At 61.6% G+C, this 18,894-nt stretch carries 20 protein-coding genes and 4 tRNA genes; 13 read left to right on the forward strand and 11 right to left on the reverse strand.

The genetic code is table 11. From position 1 onward, the window contains the following. Positions 1-541: IS3 family transposase (locus tag ACQ4WN_RS11250; RefSeq protein ID WP_436551617.1), on the forward strand; the 541-nt coding region annotated here is incomplete at its 5' end. A gap of 48 nt (positions 542-589) precedes the next feature. Here the strand turns inward: ACQ4WN_RS11250 and ACQ4WN_RS11255 are convergent. Together ACQ4WN_RS11255 and ACQ4WN_RS11260 are read right to left on the reverse strand one after the other, a co-directional pair. After that, positions 590-1,105, reverse strand: coding sequence for a DUF6265 family protein (locus tag ACQ4WN_RS11255; protein ID WP_436551618.1), 516 nt, complete (start codon positions 1,103-1,105; stop codon positions 590-592). A 77-nt stretch (positions 1,106-1,182) separates the two neighbouring features. Next, positions 1,183-1,896, reverse strand: coding sequence for a sensor histidine kinase (locus ACQ4WN_RS11260; RefSeq protein ID WP_436551619.1), 714 nt, complete (start codon positions 1,894-1,896; stop codon positions 1,183-1,185). Between the two features lie 310 nt (positions 1,897-2,206). Between ACQ4WN_RS11260 and ACQ4WN_RS11265 the strand changes: the two genes are divergently transcribed. Beyond that, positions 2,207-2,602: a hypothetical protein gene (locus ACQ4WN_RS11265; protein WP_436551620.1), complete on the forward strand. Its 396-nt coding sequence runs from the start codon at positions 2,207-2,209 to the stop codon at positions 2,600-2,602. Positions 2,603-2,677: 75 nt separating this feature from the next. Here ACQ4WN_RS11265 and ACQ4WN_RS11270 read toward each other — a convergent pair whose 3' ends face one another. The 3 genes from ACQ4WN_RS11270 to ACQ4WN_RS11280 form a co-directional block, all read right to left on the reverse strand. Further along, a complete protein-coding gene (locus tag ACQ4WN_RS11270; RefSeq protein WP_436551621.1) occupies positions 2,678-3,661 on the reverse strand; it encodes a response regulator in 984 nt (327 codons plus the stop codon). 300 nt (positions 3,662-3,961) lie between these two features. Continuing rightward, a complete protein-coding gene (locus tag ACQ4WN_RS11275) occupies positions 3,962-4,366 on the reverse strand; it encodes a response regulator (protein ID WP_436551622.1) in 405 nt (134 codons plus the stop codon). Position 4,367: 1 nt separating this feature from the next. Beyond that, complete coding sequence (locus ACQ4WN_RS11280; protein WP_436551623.1) at positions 4,368-6,452, reverse strand: PAS domain-containing sensor histidine kinase; 2,085 nt, start codon at positions 6,450-6,452, stop codon at positions 4,368-4,370. 425 nt (positions 6,453-6,877) lie between these two features. Here ACQ4WN_RS11280 and ACQ4WN_RS11285 point away from each other — a divergent pair. From ACQ4WN_RS11285 to ACQ4WN_RS11300, 4 genes are all read left to right on the forward strand, one after another. Next, positions 6,878-6,954: transfer RNA gene (locus ACQ4WN_RS11285), tRNA-Arg, on the forward strand. Positions 6,955-7,036: 82 nt separating this feature from the next. After that, positions 7,037-7,113 (forward strand) — tRNA-Arg (locus ACQ4WN_RS11290). A gap of 78 nt (positions 7,114-7,191) precedes the next feature. Further along, positions 7,192-7,268 (forward strand) — tRNA-Arg (locus ACQ4WN_RS11295). 160 nt (positions 7,269-7,428) lie between these two features. Continuing rightward, positions 7,429-7,505 (forward strand) — tRNA-Arg (locus ACQ4WN_RS11300). A gap of 55 nt (positions 7,506-7,560) precedes the next feature. Here the strand turns inward: ACQ4WN_RS11300 and ACQ4WN_RS11305 are convergent. Further along, a complete protein-coding gene (locus ACQ4WN_RS11305) occupies positions 7,561-8,433 on the reverse strand; it encodes a helix-turn-helix domain-containing protein (RefSeq protein WP_436551624.1) in 873 nt (290 codons plus the stop codon). 115 nt (positions 8,434-8,548) lie between these two features. Here ACQ4WN_RS11305 and ACQ4WN_RS11310 point away from each other — a divergent pair, with 115 nt between their 5' ends. Together ACQ4WN_RS11310 and ACQ4WN_RS11315 are read left to right on the forward strand one after the other, a co-directional pair. Then, entirely contained in the window at positions 8,549-9,505 is a 957-nt protein-coding gene (locus ACQ4WN_RS11310; RefSeq protein ID WP_436551625.1) for a phytanoyl-CoA dioxygenase family protein, read from the forward strand. A gap of 94 nt (positions 9,506-9,599) precedes the next feature. Then, complete coding sequence (locus ACQ4WN_RS11315) at positions 9,600-10,745, forward strand: alpha-hydroxy acid oxidase (protein ID WP_436551626.1); 1,146 nt, start codon at positions 9,600-9,602, stop codon at positions 10,743-10,745. Between the two features lie 30 nt (positions 10,746-10,775). Here the strand turns inward: ACQ4WN_RS11315 and gspK are convergent, their stop codons facing one another. The 5 genes from gspK to ACQ4WN_RS11340 all read right to left on the reverse strand — a co-directional run bounded on the left by gspK (position 10,776) and on the right by ACQ4WN_RS11340 (position 16,235). Next, entirely contained in the window at positions 10,776-11,726 is a 951-nt protein-coding gene (gspK, locus tag ACQ4WN_RS11320; RefSeq protein ID WP_436551627.1) for a type II secretion system minor pseudopilin GspK, read from the reverse strand. Next, on the reverse strand, positions 11,726-12,343 hold the full coding sequence (locus ACQ4WN_RS11325) for a PulJ/GspJ family protein (RefSeq protein WP_436551628.1): 618 nt from the start codon (positions 12,341-12,343) through the stop codon (positions 11,726-11,728). Before ACQ4WN_RS11325 ends, gspK begins: the two co-directional genes overlap by 1 nt. Before the next feature lie 166 nt (positions 12,344-12,509). Continuing rightward, entirely contained in the window at positions 12,510-14,126 is a 1,617-nt protein-coding gene (locus ACQ4WN_RS11330; RefSeq protein ID WP_436551629.1) for a glycosyl hydrolase family 18 protein, read from the reverse strand. A 650-nt stretch (positions 14,127-14,776) separates the two neighbouring features. Next, positions 14,777-15,427 (reverse strand): hypothetical protein, encoded by a 651-nt coding sequence (locus ACQ4WN_RS11335; RefSeq protein WP_436551630.1) that lies wholly within the window; start codon positions 15,425-15,427, stop codon positions 14,777-14,779. Positions 15,428-15,467: 40 nt separating this feature from the next. After that, complete coding sequence (locus ACQ4WN_RS11340; RefSeq protein WP_436551631.1) at positions 15,468-16,235, reverse strand: CPBP family intramembrane glutamic endopeptidase; 768 nt, start codon at positions 16,233-16,235, stop codon at positions 15,468-15,470. Positions 16,236-16,415: 180 nt separating this feature from the next. Here ACQ4WN_RS11340 and ACQ4WN_RS11345 point away from each other — a divergent pair, with 180 nt between their 5' ends. The 5 genes from ACQ4WN_RS11345 to ACQ4WN_RS11365 all read left to right on the forward strand — a co-directional run bounded on the left by ACQ4WN_RS11345 (position 16,416) and on the right by ACQ4WN_RS11365 (position 18,893). After that, a complete protein-coding gene (locus ACQ4WN_RS11345) occupies positions 16,416-16,979 on the forward strand; it encodes a GNAT family N-acetyltransferase (RefSeq protein ID WP_436551632.1) in 564 nt (187 codons plus the stop codon). Further along, entirely contained in the window at positions 16,976-17,323 is a 348-nt protein-coding gene (locus ACQ4WN_RS11350; RefSeq protein ID WP_436551633.1) for an SMI1/KNR4 family protein, read from the forward strand. Before ACQ4WN_RS11345 ends, ACQ4WN_RS11350 begins: the two co-directional genes overlap by 4 nt. Before the next feature lie 314 nt (positions 17,324-17,637). Continuing rightward, positions 17,638-17,787, forward strand: coding sequence for a hypothetical protein (locus ACQ4WN_RS11355; RefSeq protein WP_436551634.1), 150 nt, complete (start codon positions 17,638-17,640; stop codon positions 17,785-17,787). A 132-nt stretch (positions 17,788-17,919) separates the two neighbouring features. Continuing rightward, positions 17,920-18,384: a hypothetical protein gene (locus ACQ4WN_RS11360; protein WP_436551635.1), complete on the forward strand. Its 465-nt coding sequence runs from the start codon at positions 17,920-17,922 to the stop codon at positions 18,382-18,384. Beyond that, a complete protein-coding gene (locus ACQ4WN_RS11365; RefSeq protein ID WP_436551636.1) occupies positions 18,381-18,893 on the forward strand; it encodes a DUF1993 family protein in 513 nt (170 codons plus the stop codon). Before ACQ4WN_RS11360 ends, ACQ4WN_RS11365 begins: the two co-directional genes overlap by 4 nt. Position 18,894 lies beyond the last annotated feature (1 nt).

Below are 18,894 nucleotides of genomic sequence, written 5' to 3' on the forward strand. Positions count from 1 at the left end.
CGAGGTGGGCCAGGCCGCCCCGAATGTGCTGAAGCGCCAATTCGAGGCCACTGGTGCCAACCAGAAATGGGTAACGGATGTGACCGAATTTAATGTCGCTGGCGAAAAGCTGTATCTCTCGCCGGTGATGGATTTGTATAACGGCGAAATCATCGCCTTCGAGACGGCGAAACGGCCAGCATTTGAGTTGGTGGGATCGATGCTCAAGAAGGCATTGGCTAAGCTAAAGGCCAGTGATCGTCTGGTACTGCATTCCGATCAGGGCTGGCAATATCGCATGCCGGCCTACCAGCGCGCACTGCGACAGAAACAGGTTGTACAAAGCATGTCGCGCAAGGGCAATTGCCTCGACAACGCAGCAATGGAGAGTTTCTTTGCCGTGTTGAAGTCGGAGTTCTTTTACTTGAACAAATTCGGCAGCGTCGACGAGCTGCAAGCTGGCATCAAGAAGTACATCCGATATTACAATCACGACCGCATCAAGATGAAACTAAAAGGGCTGAGTCCTGTGCAATACAGAACCCAGCCCTTGGCTACCTAACAAACTTAACCGTCCAACTTTACGGGGTCAGTTCATTGCGGCCCCTTTTTATTTGCCGCGTGCGATGGGCGCAGCTTCGCAGTGGCCCCGCGTCATGGGAAAGTCGATGGTGGTGAGCTTGCCCTTCAAGGTGCCGGTGATGCTGGCGTGCAAGATGCGCTCGCTGTCGTGGCGGTAGATGATGCGGCTGGGGAAGTCATTGTCCAGGTTAGCGAAGATGAATTCATTCGGTTTGTCCTGGCGCAGCAGATTGAAGATCACGGGCGGCTGGCCCGACGGCTGGACGATGTAGGCCAGCTGGCCCGGCTCGGTGAGGCGGATCTGCACGAATTCAAAGGCCGTCGTCTTGCCGCCCTTGACGGTGCGGCTGGCGCCGAGCAGGGTGCCGCCGGCGGCCGTGCTCCATTGTTCCCCGGAACCGGGTTCGGCGCCATCGACATTCCAGCAGCCGGCCAGCCAGGCCAGCTTGTCCACCGTTTCCGGCGGCCGCACGGCTTTTTCCGTAGCCTGGGCGGTACTCATGGCCAGCAGCGCTGCCAGCAGGGTGGGGATGCATCGTTGCATGCGGTCTCCTTTCATCGAATCGTTTTTCGGTTCGGGGTGCCCCGGCAGTGTTCTGGCCCGATGCGGCCTGGCAAGGACTATTCTTTCGGATTAATGCGCGGCAAGACGACGGTCAGGGCCGTGCCGCCTTGCGGGATGGTTGTCAGGCTCAGGCTGCCTCCCAGGTAGTGCACGCGTTCGCGCACGGAGCGCAGGCCGTGCTTGCTCATTTCCACGGGTTCCCTCGCCGGCAGGCCGCTGCCGTTATCCTTGACGGTCATCATCAGCGCTTCATCATTGTCATCGATGATGATGTCTACTTCTGTGGCGTTGGCGTGCGTGGCGATGTTGCTGAGCGCTTCTTCCAGAGTGCGCAGCAGGGCCACGCCCACGTTACGCGGGCAAATCAGTTCATCGTCGGGCAGGCTGCAGCGCACGGTAATTTTGTGCTGTTCGGCAAATTGCGCGGCCAGCTCGCCCAGCGCTACGTTCACGCCGAGAAACTCCAGCTTGTCGTTCCACAACTTCATCTGCATTTGCCGATTGGTTTCAATCACATTCAGCAGCAATTGCTTCATGGTCGCCGCACGGTCGAGCAAGGCCGCTTCCTGTGGCATTTTTTGCGTCAGCAGCGACAGGTGCATGGTCAGCGCCGTCAGCGATGAACCGAGGCTGTCGTGCAACTGGCGCGACAGGGCGCGCCGTTCATTGTCCCAGCTGGTGTTGACATGACCCAGCAACTCGCTGAGGTCGGCGGCGCGTTCCGCATCGGCCTGGGCCGCTTCCTTGTTCGGATTTGTTTGTGCGGACATAGCGCCCCGTGAATGGTGAAAGGTGGACCAAATTCAAGTGGTGGATCATACATGATGATTTCATCGCAGGGCGCATGGATGGAAAATTTCTGTCTTTTCGGCAATTTTAATCTCCTCCCATCATTTTTATATCATAGGCAAGATTATCGTTTTCGCCAGGTGGAATTGTTCCCGTCGTTTCGTACGGCTGCGCACATACCGGGACGCTGCGCGCTGCCATAGTGGGGTCATGCATTCTCCCCATGCAGCATAGCCGCCATGCGGCGCAGGGCGCAGCACCGGCCCGTTTACCGAAACGAAAGGATATGCCATGAATATCGATACCATCGTCGACCAGGAATACCTCGACAAAAGCTTCCGTGACATCGTCAATGCCCCCATCAGCGCCCTGCGCGGCGTCAGCGCGAAGGACGCCAAAGCCTTGCAGCAGGCATTTGGCGTGCACACCGTGCGCGAACTGTCCAACCTCAATTTCGTCAAATGGGCCAGTGCGCTGGCCATCCTGGCCGATGAAGAGGGCATGAGCGGCGAAGAACGGGCCAAGGAAGAACTGCTCGACGACGCCGTGGAAATGACCTTCCCCGCCAGCGACCCGATTTCCGTCGATGCCGGCATCACGCGCATCGAAGTGGCGCCGGACACCGTGAATGCGCAAACGGACCACCAGCATGCGGGTCAGCATGAAGTGACGGCTGGCAAGAAATAAAGTGTCGCTACAATAAAAAACCGGCTGGCCGTGATGATGGCCAGCCGGTTTTTTACGCGCCGCGCGCAGTAAAATTCAGGCGATCGAGGGGATGCTGCTTTTCTGCATGTTGACCTGCGACACCATCACGTCGTGGGGCGAGCAGCAAAAGCGGTTCTTGCCGGAGCGCTTGGCTTCATACAGGGCCGTGTCGGCTGCGCCCAGCAGGGACTCGACGGTACTGGCGTCGTCCGGGTAGATGGCGATACCGATGCTGGTCGACAGGCGCAAGGTCAGGTCATTGATGAAATACGGTTCGGAAATGACTTCGATCAGCTTGGCGGCCGGTTCGCGCGCGTCGCCCTTGCCGGCCAGGTTGCCCAGCACGATGACGAATTCGTCGCCGCCGATGCGCGCCACCGTATCTTCCTTGCGCGACGCGCCCACGAGTCGTGCCGCCACCATTTTCAGGATCTCATCGCCATAGCCGTGACCGTAACTGTCGTTGATGGCCTTGAAGCCGTCCAGGTCCAGGTACAGGATGGCCGACTTGCTGCGGCTGCGGGCCGATTGCTGCAGGGTGTGCTCGATGCGGTCTTCCAGCAGGCGCCGGTTCGGCAAGCCCGTCAGGGGGTCGTGCAGCGCCAGTTCCTGCTGCTGCTTGCTGTATTGCGCCAGTTCCTTGTACAGCAGGCGCACTTCCAGCATGTTGTGGATGCGCTTGTGCACTTCCATCAGGTCGAACGGTTTGCTGATGAAGTCGCGCGCACCCGCTTCCAGGGCGGCGATCTTGAAACTCGGTTGTGCCGTCAGAGCCAGCACGGGCAGGTAGCCGCCATGCTCGATCTCCTTCAAGCCTTTCATGACCTGGAAGCCATTCAGCTCCGGCATTTGCAGATCCAGCAAGATCAAGTCGTAGCAATGTTCCCGGTGCAGGGGGCAGACCTGGGCCGGACGCATGGTGGCCGTGACATTGGTATAGCCGGCATCGCGCAGGATTTCCAGCATCAGGTCGACATTGTCGGGCGAATCGTCGACGACCAAAATTTTGGCTTTCAAAATCTCATCTTGGCTGGGCATGGTGGGTCTCGGTTAATACGGTCTATGCAACGCTGGCGTCTACCGCTGATGATCGGCTGGCGGCGGTGGGAAAGATAGTAGCGCCTTGCAACAAGATAGGGCGCACAACAGCGCTTGAACTCGCTTCTGCCACTGATAGCAGCCAAGGCTGCCTGTTTCCTGCCCGCCATACAGGTGCGCTTCTGGATTTCAGTGTAGCAAACTTCAGCTTAGTTGCTTGTAGGACAGTGCCGCGTCTGAAAGTAGGAAGGCCAACCCACAAAAATAGCTATTATGTTCTGCACTATGTATTTCTTTGCATCATCTTTTTAAGGGTGGTGCCGTAACGCGCGTCGCCGCCAGTTGCGCCACGGCCGCCACCAGTTCGCCCGGGTCCAGCGGTTTCGAGACCCAGCCCTGGAAGCCGCTGGTCAGCGCCCGCTGGCGATCCTGTGGTTGCGCAAACGCCGTCAGCGCCAGCGCGGGCAGCCGGGCGGCATATGGGGAAGCGTGCGCGCGGATGTGCGCCAGCAAGGCGAATCCGTCTGTATCGGGCATGCCGATGTCGCTCACCAGCACATGGGGCTGCACCTGCTCCAGCAGTTGCAGCGCTTGCGCCACGCTGGCGGCGCCATGCCCTTCGGCATGGCTGTCGCGCAGGATGCGTTCCGTCAGTTCGCGCGCATCGGCCTCGTCACCGACCAGCAGCACCCTGACGCCGCGCAAGTCAGGCCTGGCGGACGGGGGTGCTGCCCGCCGGGCGCGCGGCAGCGGCCGGCGTGTCCAGAGGCAGGCGCACGGTGAAACTGGCGCCCTGCATGTCGCCGGCGCTGCTGGCCGTGACCGTGCCGCCATGCTGTTCCACCAGGTGCTTGACGATCGCCAGCCCCAGTCCCAGGCCGCCATGCCGGCGCGTGGTAGAGGCGTCGGCCTGGCGGAAGCGGTCGAATACGTGGGGCAGGAAGTCTTTCTTGATGCCTACGCCGTTGTCGGCCACCGTGATGGCCAGACGGGTGCTCTCGCGGCGCACGCCGATATCGACCCGCCCCCCTTGTGGCGTGAACTTCAGGGCATTCGACAGCAGGTTCCAGATCACTTGCTGGATACGGCCGGGGTCGGCCGTGATGCTGCCCGCATCGCTGGCGATGTTGCAGTGGATGGCGATGTGCTTGGCGTCGGCCGCCGGGCGCAGGGTTTCGATGGCCGAGGCAATGGCGCTGGCGGGCGCGATGGTTTGCAGCTCGAGCAGCACCTTGTCGGAGGTGATGCGGCTCATGTCGAGCAAGTCTTCGATCAGTTGCGCCTGCGCGCGCGCATTGCGTTCGATGCTTTGCAGGCCACGGTGCAGGTCGGCCTGGTCCCGCGTGCCGCGCCGCAGTACCTGGGCCCAGCCCAGGATGGCCGACAGCGGCGTGCGCAGTTCGTGCGACACGGTGGCGAGAAAATCATCTTTCAGCTGATTCGTGCGCTCGGCCTCGGCGCGCGCCTCGCGTTCGCTGTCAAGTAGCACCTTGCGCTCGTCGGCGGCGCGCGTGGCGGCTGCGTACAGGCGTGTATTGTCGAGCGCGACGGCGGCCTGGGCCGCGATGGCCGAGACGATGCGTTGGCTGCGCGCGCTGAATATGCCCGTCTGCGGATGGCCCAGCAGCAAGCGCCCCAGCAACATGCCCGAGCGAGAGCTGACGGGCAGGCTCAGGCAGCTGTGCAGCGGCGGCGCGCCGTCGGCGCTGGCGTCGGGCGCGGTCTGCAAGTCGTTCTGGCGCATGGCCGGTCCCTGGCGCAGTTGCACGGCAATGGCATCGGCCTGGTGCAGGCTGATGCCGTTGACGGCGCGCGCCGCGGGCGGGGCGCCCGGGCTGTCGAGGATATCTCCCGCATCGTCATAGTAAAAGGCGCCAAAGCGCGCGCCGCTGATGCGCGTGGCCGCATCGACGGTTTCCTGCAGCAGGGCAGGCAAGTCGAGCGTGCCGGCCAGGGCCGCGCCCGTGTTATTGAGCAATTCCAGTATGCGCGTCTCGTCGCGCAAGGCTTGCTGCGCGCGCCTGACCTGGTCGACGTCGGTGCTCGTGCCAAACCAGCGCAGCAGCTCGCCGCCCCGGTCGCGCACGGGGTTGGCGCGCGTCAGGAACCAGCGGTACTGGCCGTCGGTGCCACGGATGGGAAATTCCATTTCGAAGGGCGTGCCATCGCGCAACGCAGCCTTCCAGCCTTGCAACATGAGAGGCAGGTGCCGCGCGTCATAGGCGATGCTCCAGCCCTCGCCCGCCATCTGTTCCGCGCTGGTGCCCGTATAGTCGTGCCAGCGCTGGTTGTACCAGGCAATGGTGCCGTCGACGCTGGCGATCCAGGCCAATTGCGGGATGGAATTGGCCAGCGCGCGCAAGTCCTCGTCGCTGCGGCGCAAGCTTTCTTCGGCCGTCTTGCGATGGCTGATGTCCTGGATATACGTGGTCAAGCCTTCGCTGGACGGGAAGATGCGCACTTCCAGCCATCGCCCCAGTGATGGATACGGCAGTTCGACACTGCCGCTGTGCTGCTGCGTCATGGCGCGCCGGTACTGTACTTCCAGTTCTGTGCCCTGCAAGTCGGGGCAGGCTTGCCACAGGCTGCTGCCTGCCAGCTGGCTGCCGGGCGGGCGCTGCGGTGCGAGCATGTCGGCGCCACGCGTATTGATGTAGCGGATGGTCCAGTCGCGGTCGAGCAGGCAGAAGCCGTCGGTGATGCTCTCCAGCAAGGTGGCCAGGCGCTCGTTTGACAAGCTCAGCGGCGCTGATGGGGGGGGCAGATATTTCTTGCGGTCATGCTTAGCCATCGGAAATCCTGCAACGGTGAGTCTGCCGCACAGGCTGTTGCCCCTCCGGGCCGCCATCGCTAAGCTCAGTGAGTGGGGCCTCATGGAACTGCCTGCCGTCATGCATGAGAGGAAGCACAAGCGCCCCTGTCTGGCAAGTATTGTAGCCCCAAGCGGCGTGCCGGCACCGCACGCTTGCGTGCCGCCTGCAGATAGCACTGGACAGGTGGGAATGCAGTCCCTATAATCCCGCTTCTTTCGAGACAGCAACTTCTCGATGCGCTGGATGCTACTGTGAAAGCAAGTGTGTCCATCGATGAAAGGCGTAGGCTTTTCGGCAGTGAAAAGATGCTTGATGTTGCGGGGCGGTATTCTGCAAAATCAGCTAAGCGATTGAAAAATCGAACTTTTCAAAGCGAAATGAATACGCTATAATGTTTGCCTGCGCGGCTGTAGCTCAGCTGGATAGAGTACTTGGCTACGAACCAAGGGGTCGTGGGTTCAATTCCTGCCAGCCGCACCAGAATACTGAAAATCAGACTTAGCCTGGTTTTGTTGTAAAAAGTTTCAAATCCATGTTGTTGATGGACTGTTGTAAAAGTTTTGCGGCTGTAGCTCAGCTGGATAGAGTACTTGGCTACGAACCAAGGGGTCGTGGGTTCAATTCCTGCCAGCCGCACCAGTATTACTAAAACGCAGTTCGCTGCGTTTTGATGAAAGTTTCAAGCTTCGCGCAGTCCGGCGAAGTGTGTCAGAGTTTGCGGCTGTAGCTCAGCTGGATAGAGTACTTGGCTACGAACCAAGGGGTCGTGGGTTCAATTCCTGCCAGCCGCACCAGTATCAGCAGTAGTGAAAAAACCCGGAAAGTTCGCTTTCCGGGTTTTTTTTCGTTCTCGCGGCGGGCAGGCAGCGGTCATGCTGGCGGCCTGGGCAATTGTGAAATTTCCGCACGGCGCCCTTTGCCATTCTGCAAAGCCCTGCTATAATCTTGTCTTAGGCGGCTGTAGCTCAGCTGGATAGAGTACTTGGCTACGAACCAAGGGGTCGTGGGTTCAATTCCTGCCAGCCGCACCAGAATATTGGGGGTCAGATTGTAAAATCTGATCCCCTTTTTCGTTTCCGAATAGATTTATGATGCGCGTTCGGCGCCGCGCCGGTATTGCAGGCGGAATGCGCGCGGCGTGACATGCCGGGCGGCGCGAAACTGGCGGTTGAAATGCGCGAGGTTGCGGTAGCCCGCCTCTTGCGCGATGACGGCGATGGCGAGATTGCTCTCGATCAGCTGTTGGCAGGCGCGGCCGATGCGCAGCCGCGCCAGGTATTCGCCCGGCGTGCAATGCGCGTGGCGCTTGAAGCAGCGGTGGAAGGCGCCCAGCGACAGGGCGGCCTGCCGCGCCAACGTCTCCAGTGCGATCTCTTCCCGGAAATGCGCGTGCATGAAATCAAACACACTGGCCATGCGCTTTTGCTGGCCATCGGGCAGCGGCGCCTGCGCCATCGAGGCCAGCGGCTGCGCCCCCGTATCTCCCGCCAGATCCAGCAACACGTCGAGCAGCAGCGGCAAGCGCTGCGGCACGGGCAGGGCATTCAGTTGCAGCAGTTTATCTGCGCTGCGCGCGCTCCTGTCCGCTGAAAAATGCAGGGCACGGCCGGCGCGGGCCGCCAGTTGCCGCAAGCTGTGCAACTCGGGAAAACAGGCCGCCAGCTGCTCCACCCATTCCAATGAAAACCACACGACGACGGCCAGCATGGGCTGCGCGCCGTCGATGCGCTCGCTGGCTGACCAGGTGTGGGGCAAATTCGGCCCCAGCAGCACCAGGTCGCCCGGCTCGAAGTCGCCCAGGTGGTCGCCGATATAGCGTTGTCCCCGTGCATTGATGGTGAGGGTCAGCTCGAATTGCGGGTGGTAATGCCAGATGAAAGGGATGGCGTCGAGTTCGCGCCACAGCAAGCCCCAGGAGTGGCCCGTGGGGATGGTGACTTGTTCGAATAAAGGCGTCATTGTGACGTTTTGAGGGATTGAATAGTCAGGATCGTATCAGTATTGGCCGCTCAGCGCGCATTTCATGGCGCCGTGCCATCGCACAATCTGTCTCACACCAACACAGGAGACAGCGATGCAAGACAAATATCAATACGGCGAAGACCGTCCCGGCAACCCGTCCGTGGCCTACACGGAACAGACCCAGTTGCGCGACATCCAGAAACAGCTGCCCCTGCGCGTGCTGTCCGACAGCGATTTTTTGCACTGGCAAACTTATGGCTACGTCATCGTCAAGGATGCGGTGTCGCCCGAGCAAGTGCGGCGCACCACGGATTTCCTGTGGGAGTTTCAAGGACTGGACCAGCACGATTCTGCCACCTGGAACCGTGACCAGCTGCGCGACCATGCGATGAAGGAACTCAACGGCTCCGGCATGGTCGAGGCCTATCATAACCAGACCCTGTGGGATAACCGCCAGACCCAACGGGTATATGACGCCTTCGTCGACATCTGGGACCGTCAGGATTTGTGGGTGACCATCGACCGCGCCAACCTGAACACGCCGAACAATGGCAAGCGCAAGTTTGGCGGCTTCATTCACTGGGACGCCGATACCACGCTCGACCCGCTGCCCGTCAATGTGCAGGGCGTGCTGGCCCTGTCCGACACCACGCCCGAGAGCGGCGGTTTTCAATGCTATCCGGAACTGTTCAACAACTTGCTGGCGTGGCGCAAGACCGTGCCACTCGATCGCAACCCATGGCAGCCGGACTTGGAGACGGTGCCATACCCGATGGAATTCATCGCCATGAAGAAAGGCGAGCTGTTGATCTTCAACAGCCTGCTGGCGCACGGCATCCGCCCGAACACGTCGACCGACCAGGTGCGCCTGGCACAATACATTTCCTTTACGCCAGCCCAGGAAGACAATCAAACTTTGCGTGACTGGCGCGTGCAAAGCTGGCGCGAGCGCAGCGCGCCGCAGGGTTATGCATTCCCCGGCGACCCCGAGGAAAAGGAAAAGCTGCGCTATCCGCAGGCGCGCTTGACTGCGCTGGGCGAGAAGATACTCGGCGCGCGCGACTGGTAAGTGTGGCGCGACGGCCGGTGGCATTGCCTGCCGGATAGACAATTGCCAGCAAATGCACGATCATGGTCCGACTTGTCATCGACCGAGGAAACGCATGAGTATCATCACCTGCATCGAAGACTTGCGCGTGCTGGCCCAGAAACGGGTGCCGCGCATGTTTTACGACTACGCCGATTCCGGCTCCTGGACAGAATCCACGTACCGCGCCAACAACAGCGATTTTGCCAAAATCAAATTTCGCCAGCGCGTGGCCGTCAACCTGGAAAATCGCAGCCTGGCCTCGACCATGGTGGGCCAGCACGTGTCGATGCCGGTGGCCCTGTCGCCCACGGGCTTGACGGGCATGCAGCATGCGGATGGCGAAATCCTCGCGGCCCAGGCAGCTGAAAAATTCGGCGTGCCGTTCACCCTGTCGACCATGAGCATTTGCTCGATCGAGGACGTGGCGGCGAACACGACGAAACCGTTCTGGTTCCAGCTGTACGTGATGAAAGACCGCGAATTCATCAACCGCCTGATCGACCGCGCCAAGGCGGCCAAGTGCGCCGCGCTGGTGCTGACCCTTGACTTGCAGGTGCTGGGCCAGCGCCACAAGGATTTGCGCAACGGCCTGTCGGCGCCACCGAAATTGACGATTCCCAACATCATCAACATGGCCACCAAGCCGCGCTGGGTGGCGGGCATGCTGGGCACGAAGCGGCGCGGCTTCGGCAATATCGTCGGTCACGCCACGTCCGTCTCCGACATGTCGTCCCTGTCGGCCTGGACGCAGCAGCAGTTCGACCTGAGCCTGTCGTGGGCGGATGTGGAATGGATCAAGCAGCGCTGGGGCGGCAAACTCATCATCAAGGGCATCATGGATGCGGAAGACGCGCGCCTCGCCGTGAACAGTGGCGCCGACGCGCTGATCGTTTCGAATCACGGCGGGCGCCAGCTCGACGGCGCGCAATCGTCGATCGAAGCCTTGCCCGCCATCGTCGACGCCGTCGGCAGCCAGATCGAAGTGCACATGGATGGCGGCATCCGCTCGGGCCAGGACGTGCTCAAGGCCGTGGCCCTGGGCGCGAAAGGCGTGTACATCGGCCGCCCCTTCCTGTACGGCCTGGGCGCCATGGGCGGGCCGGGCGTCACCAAATGCCTGGACATCATCCGCAACGAACTGGACTTGACGATGGCCTTTTGCGGCTTGCGCGACCTGCAGCATGTGGACAAGAAAATCCTGCTGCCGGGAACGTTTTAATCTTGCCCGCGCCCTGCGCTCGCTGACAGCTTAGTCCTGATGCGTCCACACGACGCTGGTGGTGGGGGCAGCGCTGCGCTGGCGATGAATCAAGGCCGTTGCGTCGAGCGCGCTGCGGCCCACGCGCACCGCGCTTTGCAGTAGAAAGTAATCGCTTCTGATATCGATGCGCAGCGCATCGGGCAAGCGTTGGCCGCGCAGCGCCGCGTTGAATTCGTCCATCGTTCTGAAATAAGCGTGTTGCCGGCGCGCCGCCAGCTGGCGTCCCTCCGGCATGGAAAGATTGATGGCGGCCGCCAGCACTTCTGGCGCCGCCGTATTCACATTCACAGCCGTCGGATGTGGCAGCAGCACCGCGTATTCGCTTAGCAGCAGCACTATCTGCGGCGTATAGCCAGCAATGCCGAGCAGCTCATCCATCCGTTTCAATGCAGGGCGGTCTGCGCCTGTCGCGCCTGCCTCGGCTTGCCGGGTAGCGGCGATGGCGAGGGCGGTGGGCAAGGCCAGGCCCGGATTCAGGTGCAGATTGGCCAGCAGGCGTTCGAAAACGCGTATTTCAGCGGGATCCGGTGTGCGCAGCGTGGCAAGGTTACTCACGTTGTAACGCGACTGGGCGTCTATCATGCGGCTGCCGATGTGCGCTTGCGAGCGCTCGTCTGCGGCAAGTTCATGCTCGACATAGTGATCCAGACGGATGTCTGCCATCGGTGCATTCCATGCTCCGTCGAATGTTGTGTATGCCGGACGGCTTGCGCCATCCTGGCGCAGGATCAGTTGCGCCGAGTCCAGGTTTGCCTGCCATATCCATTGCGTCTGTACGCGTTGGCGCTGGTTTTCCATTCCTCGCACCTGCACCTGCTGCATCCAGAACAGGCTTGTGACGGCGGTGACGGCCAGCGTGGTCAGCAGCAGTGCCGTAATGATCGCCACCCCTCGCTGAGCCTGACCATGCCGACAGTAGCGCCCCGCGCGCGCGGGCATCAGTGCGCCTCCAGCAGGAACAGGTGGGTCAGCGTCCCGGCAGGGCTGCCGGCGCCCAGCAGAACTTGCAGCGCCGCAGGGTCTGGCTGCGGCGCATGCACTATCCGTCGGGTGCGCAGTCTGAGCGGTGCGCCAGGGTTTCCGCCTGATTGCCAGCCGCTGCCATTGCGCCACAGACTGAGTTCAAAGCTGCCCCCGTGCGTGAGCAGCGTCACGCCGTCGAAATGGTCCTGGCCTTGGAGTGTGGCTTGCCAGGCAGCCGCCAGTACCTTGAGATCGCTGCCGGCAGGCGAGGTATGGCGCCGCAGTACGCCTTCTTCGTTGCGGTAGACGACGATTTGCAGTTGATCGCTGTGCCCCTCAAGGGCCACGCTGCGCAGCAAGGCAAGTTGCCCGTTGGCCGTGGATAGGGTGGCTTGCCCGTTGAAGTCGGCGCTGCGCACCAGGTGACGGCAATCGACCTCGATCTGCGCGAACGCCAGTTGCGCGCTGCGTGACTGCTGCAGTTGCTCATGCAGCGTCGCGCGCGCGCGCAAAATGCCATCAAGAGCACGCCATCCGAGGACGCTCATCAATGTCAACAGCAGCACGGCCACCATCATTTCGACGAGTGACATGCCGCGCGCAAGGGCCGGGCGCGTCACGCCAGCCCTTGTCGCTGCGTGCGCACGAAACTGGCTGAAGCTGAACAGAAATGCAGGGCGAAAAATGTTTGCATAAGGAATAGACTAGCCCCTCCCAGCGCACTATTGCTGGCGCCGGGAGGGGTAATGCATCAGCGACTTATTTGCCGAAGACTTTGACTTCTTTGAACGAACCGCTCCACGACGAAGGACCGGCGCGTCCCGATACCCGCACGCCAACCACGCCGCTGATGGTCTTGCCACTGAAGGTGTAGGCAACGCTGCTGGCAGATGCATTGTTCGGATAGGCCGGAGTGACGCTCCAGCCCGATTCCACCCATGTGCTGCCATTCAGCGTGTATTGCAGGCTCAGGCCGGACTCGAAATAGCCGTTGCCGTAGCTGTCCAGAGCGCCATTCACGAACACTGCCGACGTCACGCTTTTTGCAGACGAGAACATCACGCCAGCGGCTTGCCATTTCTGCGCGCCCCCTTCGCCGTTGTTGTTCAACATCAAGGTGGTGCTGAGGTTGCCGTCGTTCACCGCCGGCGCAAGCGCGCTATTGGTGTTGGCGGTGGCGCTGGCATTGGCATTCCAGATATAACCCTTGCCGGCCACGGCGATGTTGCCGTCCGGACTCTCGGGTGGGGCAGGCGGCTGCACACCCAAGCCGGCCGATACTGCGTCCCAGAAGGCGGCATCTTCATAGCCCATTGCCCAGATGCTGGTGCCGCCCAGTTTGTAGGTATTGACCAACGCGGTTTTGGCGGTGATGCTTTGCACGTCGTCGTACCAGAGGACTGGCTGCTTCGTGCTATTGCTCCATTCGACGCCGCTGGTTTGTTGCTTGACTGTGCCCCAGGCCGCATACGGGGTGGCCGCGGCGCTGTCGCGCGATGGCTTGGCGGTGGGGTGGGCTTTGAGGATGTCGTTATAGCCAAGTACGCCATTCGATCCTTTCCAGTACGAGATCTTGCCGGTGCTGTAATCGTAGCCGTAGGTCGGCAAGCCTTGCAAGACCTTGTTGGCCGGTACGCGCGACACAGCATAGCTCAGCTTGGCGTTCATCCAGTCCAGTCCAGCTTGCGGACCGGGCCAGGTGCCCGAGCTCGACGACGACCAGCCTGGGCCTGCCTCATCGTAGGTCATCACCTGGAAGTAGTCGACCGCCGCGCCGAGCGCCTTGTAGTCGTAGCCGGCCATATACGAAGGCGCACCGTCGCCGCTCATGGGCGGAACACTGATGATCAGCTTCTTGCCTTTGGCATGCAGGGCGTTCGACAGCGCGGCAATGAAGGTCGACAAGTGCGCCTTCATGGGCGGCTGCACCGCTTCCAGATCGATGTTGATGCCGGCGTAGTTCCCGTTGATCGTCAGGCTGAGCAGATTGGCGATGGCGTTCGTGCGATTGGCCTCGCTGCTGAGTATGGTGTCGCTGACCACGCGGTCGAATTCAGATTTCTCGTTGCTCCAGTCGGACACCGTGGGATACACCGGCAGCCGTTTTTCATTGGCAAATCGGACGATATCATCATTGGTCGTATTTTTGCCTTCGTCGAGGACGCTGCCGTTTGCCTTCAGGGCATAGCGCGAACCCAGGCCGACCGCATCGAGGTTGGTATAAAAGTTGCGCAGGTTGCTGAAGGACTGGGGATTCTGCCCGTCGGTATAGGCCAGCACGAATGGCTTGGCCATGGCGCTGGTGCTCAGGCCTGCGGCGGCCAAGGCGATGACGATGCTGCACAGCGCGGTCGAAACGGGGTTTTTAAGGTTCAAAATACAGTACTCCCAGATGGATAAAAGTTGAAAAAAGCGTATTTTTGCCCCGGCGCACCACGGTTTTCTGCTTTCTCAGCTCGATGGCGGAAAAATGGCAGAGCGCATCACCCGTCCTCAGGCCGGCTGTTGCTGATGGCACTACCTCAGCGAATAGTTTGCTGGGATGCGTCAACGCAGCCAGGCGCGACAGCTAGCCGACGGGGGGCGCCGAGTGGGTGGAGCAAGCTGGCGTTGCAGGCAGGGCAGAAACGGCGCCAGTATTTTAGTTGGGCAGTCATTATTCCCATAGCGCAATTTTTTCATGTTGCTGTGCTCGCTGCCCATGCCTGCCTGGCTGCCGTGCACTGCTGGCCGCCGTCCGGCACGCTGGCCAGCCGGGTGGTCAAGGTGGCGTTTTCGGAAGCAGTCTTGCCGCGCACGAGGTGCAGGGTGGGGCTAACGGTGACGCTGTAAAGGGAGCATGGCCGCTCGCTCGGCTCGGGGATACCAAGCCTGCGAGACGCCAGATGAAGCCAAGCCGCCTTGCGGGCGGCTTGGTCTATGTCATTCCTGCCTGGCCACCCTGGTTCGAATGGTGGCAATAACCGATGACAGGGGCGGGAATGGCGATTGCATGGCTGAACGATGCCGTGCGATGGCTCGCACTGTCAAGCTTGCTCCATGCGCGTCCATGGCTCGCAAAACGCTGCTGCATCGAGCGGCCGCGCATGCGGGTCGTCGTGCTGGAACAGGCCTCCGATCAGCATATCCTGGATGGCGTCCGTGAAACCGCCGTACGCGGCGCGGCCCCACTGGCGCTGCGTATGGGCGAAGACGACGGCGTTTTGCTGCGCGGCCAGTTGCGCCAGGGATAGGCGCAAGGTCGCGGCCGCTTCCGGGCCCATGTCCGTGGCGATGGCACACACCAGGCGCTGGCTGAACTGCAAGGTTTTGCCTGCCAGTCCCAGCAGCGATTCATTGGCCAGGGAGAGGAACAAATCGGGCGCCTGGTCGTCTTTTTCGCAAATGGTCCAGGTGGGCGCCCACGCTTCCAGGCTCATGAAACGGGCTTCCGACGTGGCCGGCGTGTGCGTCCATTTCGCGTGCGATTTGGCGTCCCAGCCCAGGCGGCCAAAGGGAATCGACTTGCCCTTGGGATTGTATTGATGGCAGCGCACGCTGGCCTTGCCCCGCGCTTGCGCCACGACGCCATCGAGGCTGGCGGCAAACGGCGCCCATTGCGCCGCCTCCCACAGCGGCGCTGCATCGGGCGCGGCCAGCAGCAGGAATACTTCATAATCACGTGAAAAAAACGCCATGCGATGCCTCAGTCAATGGATAGTCAATCGTGTCGCAATATTATAATTGTGGTTGCGACATGGCGGCGCGCTGGCTGGGGCGCAGCAGGTAGACGCCATACAGGCACAAGGGCAGCACGGCCAGCAGGGCGATATATGGCAGGATGGACACGCCATACTCGGCAGGGTTCGGCAAGGTGGCTGTCACCAGCGCGTAGTCCCACAGTCCATGCACGAGCACCATGGGCCATACCGAACGGGTGCGCAGGCGGATGGCCGCATAGCCGATGCCCTGCAAGGTGGCGGCGACGGCTTGCCACAGGGCGCCGCTGACGTCGCCCGTGGCCAGGCCGTTGGCCGTATGGGCCAGGCCGAACAGTGCCGAGGACATCAGAACGGCTGGCCAGACGGCATACCGGTCCAGCATGCCCTGTAACAAAATGGCGCGGAACATCAGTTCTTCCGAGATGGCCACCAGCGCCGCATTGCAGGCCACGATCAGCAGCACGCGCGGCTGCGGCCAGCCGCCCGCCCAGGCCAGCAACAGCATCAGCAGCGCATACAGCAGCGGAGGCCAGACCAGCCACAGCGTTTTGAATGGCTGCGGCGCACCCAGGCCCGACGCGCGGCGCCGGCTTGAGGCCAGCAGCAGCGCCAGCGCGAACAGTGCGGCCAGCGCCCACGACAGGCCGATACGGCCGGTGACGGCTGCGCCCGGCAAGGCGTAGCCGGCGGATTCCAGCCAGCGGCCGCCCAGGCTCAAGCACAGCCAGACGGCCAGTGCGCCGACGGCGAGCGGCATGGTGAGGTGGATTCTAGGGATGGACATGGTTGGCTTCGGTGTTGGCTGCGTCGATTACTGCTTACATAAGCGGAGCATGAAGTTGCATCAATGATATGGTGAAAAATATTGCCATAGTACATTAAAAGCATCGTCACAAAATTGCCACATCGTTATAGTTGCATGGAATAATAAGAAGTCGTCCGTTTTCCGCCAGACTGGAGCGCCATGACCTACAGCAAGACCATCACTACTGAACGATTGATTCTGCGCAAGCCGCAGCCATCCGATGAAGCGGCGCAATTCGCCATGCATGCGGACCCCGAAGTGATGCGCTATTTCAGCGAACCGCCGTGGACCGATGCCGGCCGGGCGGCACGCCAGATTGCCGAAGACATTGCCGCTTTCGAGAAAGAAGAATTCTTCCGCTTTGCCGTCGAGCTGAAGGCGACGGGTGAATACCTGGGCAGCTGCAGCCTGTTTTCCGAGCACCGGCAGAACCGCCGCGCCGAAATCGGCTATGCACTGGGTCGCCCATTCTGGGGCAACGGCTATATGCACGAAGCGCTGTCGGCACTGCTGGAATTCGCCTTCATCGAGCGCGACCTGAACCGCCTGGAAGCCGATATCGACCCGCTCAATGCCGGTTCGGCCAGCGCCCTGGCACGCCAGGGTTTCAACAAGGAAGGCTTTTTGCGCGAACGCTGGATCGTGGGCGGCCAGGTCAGCGATTCGGCCCTGTACGGCTTGCTGCGGCGCGAATGGGAAGCGCGGCGCAAGGGCGCGGCGTGAGCGGGCAAGACATCGACGCCGTCCAGCGTTGGCTGGGTCACGCCTTGCCGGCGCACTACCTGCATTTTCTCGCGGACTGGCAAGAGGGCATGCGCGGCGAACAAATCATGTTGTACGGCCTGGACAGCTTGCGGGAACGTAACGAAACGTATGACACGCAGCAAGCCTGTCCCGGCTATTTCACCATCGGCGATGACAGCGGCGGGCGCGCCGTCATGCTGGCGCTCGATGGTGCCTCAACGGCTGTGTACCTGGTGGGCCATGGCTCGATGCAGCGCGAGGATTTCGAACTGACCTCCGATAATTTCGCGGCCTGGCTGGCCGATGATTGCCCCGTTGACTGAGGAGGGGGTATAGCGATGACGCCAGAAGATTTGCCAAGTTGCGATCATCCACTGGTAACGTTCCGCCACCTCGTGCGCGACGATGCGTGCGCCTGATATGCTTACCTGGCCGATCCCGCCGTCGTGCAATACACGAGCTGGGACTTGCGTTGCGTCGACGATCTGCAGGCCAATTTCGATGACTACGCATCGGCCGAGCCGTCTTCGCCGATACGGCAGGCCCTGGTCCTGCTGCTGGCGTACTGGCTCTCACCCATGCGCAGCCGCTGGGCGGGCAGGAGCTGCCGCAGCAGTTTGCGGCCGACAAGGTGGTCTTGTATGGGGGCAACGATGGCGGCTATCTATCCGCCGAGGATGCCTTTGCCCACTGGCGCAAGCAAAACCGCCTCGAAGGAGCCGCGCCACCGGCGCGCCTGCTGCCCACCGTGCATTGGCAAGACCACGCGCGCCATCGATGCGAATGAGGTGATGTGGGCATTTTTCAGCCGTCATCGGCGTTGACGCCATGCTAGGATGGCGGCCATCGCTGCAGTGCTATGCGGCAAATCAGGGGGAGGGGTAGCACGGTGGCAATGTCAGAGGCAGGTATCGCGGCCTTGGCCGAGGCAATCTTCGCCAAGCCCGGCGCAGCCGTGGCAGAAGCGTATTCGGAGGCGGAACATGAAACGCTGCATTTTCATTCGGCCACGGAACTGTGTGCGTATGCGGCCAGGCTGGAGGCCGAAGGCGCCAGCGAGGTTCTTTTGGCCGTGCATTACCCGGACATGGGCGGGCAGTTTGCCCCGACCCGTATCGCGCTGAACCCGGCCAAGTGCGATGGTCTCACCTACCGCTATGTGTGCGAAGGCTGGGGCGTCATCCGCGTCTACCTGCGCTTGTCCAGCGGCAAGGGCCTGGACTCGAACGTGAGTGCCAATTCGCAGCAGCGCGCGGAAAAATGGCAAGCCCATTACCCGGCATTCGGCCCGACCGACGCCTGGCACTGGGATGCCGTGGGTCGCCATGAACGCCGGCTGATCCGCGTGCTGAAGAAGGTGGCCACACAGGAGGGCCAGTCATGACGGAGCTGATGCGGACCAATCCCGCCCCCATCTTTTGCCGCTCGCTGGCGCAGCTTTCCGCCATGCTCGACAAGAGCGGCACCGCACCGCAACTGCTGGCGGCGCGCTTGCACCCGGATATGCTGCCGTTCGCCCAGCAGGTGCGTGCGGCCGCGAGTTTTTCCCTGCGCGGCTGCTGCCCGCTGGTGGGGCTGGACGTGGCCGATTTCAGCGCCGCCGCCAGCTTGCAGGAACAGATCGCGCAAACCATGTGCTACCTCATGGCGATTCCTGCGGAACGTTTTGACGGGCCGCCCGGCCGCATCTGCCGCGACCGCGCCGGCTTCGCCGATATCGCGCTGCCTGCCGACGAATATCTGAACTTGTACATCCTGCCGAATTTCTATTTTCACTTCAGCATGGCCTATGCGATCGCCCGCAGCGGCGGCGCGGCCATCGGCAAGGGCGATTTCGACGGCTATCATGCCTATGCGCCGGGGTTCAGCTTCGAGCGGCCCGCCGCGCCTTAGT

It is taken from the genome of Janthinobacterium pasteuri, assembly GCF_051380775.1.
Taxonomy (GTDB): Bacteria; Pseudomonadota; Gammaproteobacteria; order Burkholderiales; family Burkholderiaceae_D; genus Janthinobacterium.

What these genes read in the sequence shown, in the direction of transcription:
- ACQ4WN_RS11255 (WP_436551618.1), bottom strand. Translation starts at nt 1,105, where the DNA reads ATGCAACGATGCATCCCCACCCTGCTGGCAGCGCTGCTGGCCATGAGT.
- ACQ4WN_RS11260 (WP_436551619.1), bottom strand. Translation starts at nt 1,896, where the DNA reads ATGTCCGCACAAACAAATCCGAACAAGGAAGCGGCCCAGGCCGATGCG.
- ACQ4WN_RS11265 (WP_436551620.1), top strand. Translation starts at nt 2,207, where the DNA reads ATGAATATCGATACCATCGTCGACCAGGAATACCTCGACAAAAGCTTC.
- ACQ4WN_RS11270 (WP_436551621.1), bottom strand. Translation starts at nt 3,661, where the DNA reads ATGCCCAGCCAAGATGAGATTTTGAAAGCCAAAATTTTGGTCGTCGAC.
- ACQ4WN_RS11280 (WP_436551623.1), bottom strand. Translation starts at nt 6,452, where the DNA reads ATGGCTAAGCATGACCGCAAGAAATATCTGCCCCCCCCATCAGCGCCG.
- ACQ4WN_RS11305 (WP_436551624.1), bottom strand. Translation starts at nt 8,433, where the DNA reads ATGACGCCTTTATTCGAACAAGTCACCATCCCCACGGGCCACTCCTGG.
- ACQ4WN_RS11310 (WP_436551625.1), top strand. Translation starts at nt 8,549, where the DNA reads ATGCAAGACAAATATCAATACGGCGAAGACCGTCCCGGCAACCCGTCC.
- ACQ4WN_RS11315 (WP_436551626.1), top strand. Translation starts at nt 9,600, where the DNA reads ATGAGTATCATCACCTGCATCGAAGACTTGCGCGTGCTGGCCCAGAAA.
- gspK (WP_436551627.1), bottom strand. Translation starts at nt 11,726, where the DNA reads ATGCCCGCGCGCGCGGGGCGCTACTGTCGGCATGGTCAGGCTCAGCGA.
- ACQ4WN_RS11325 (WP_436551628.1), bottom strand. Translation starts at nt 12,343, where the DNA reads ATGTCACTCGTCGAAATGATGGTGGCCGTGCTGCTGTTGACATTGATG.
- ACQ4WN_RS11335 (WP_436551630.1), bottom strand. Translation starts at nt 15,427, where the DNA reads ATGGCGTTTTTTTCACGTGATTATGAAGTATTCCTGCTGCTGGCCGCG.
- ACQ4WN_RS11340 (WP_436551631.1), bottom strand. Translation starts at nt 16,235, where the DNA reads ATGTCCATCCCTAGAATCCACCTCACCATGCCGCTCGCCGTCGGCGCA.
- ACQ4WN_RS11345 (WP_436551632.1), top strand. Translation starts at nt 16,416, where the DNA reads ATGACCTACAGCAAGACCATCACTACTGAACGATTGATTCTGCGCAAG.
- ACQ4WN_RS11365 (WP_436551636.1), top strand. Translation starts at nt 18,381, where the DNA reads ATGACGGAGCTGATGCGGACCAATCCCGCCCCCATCTTTTGCCGCTCG.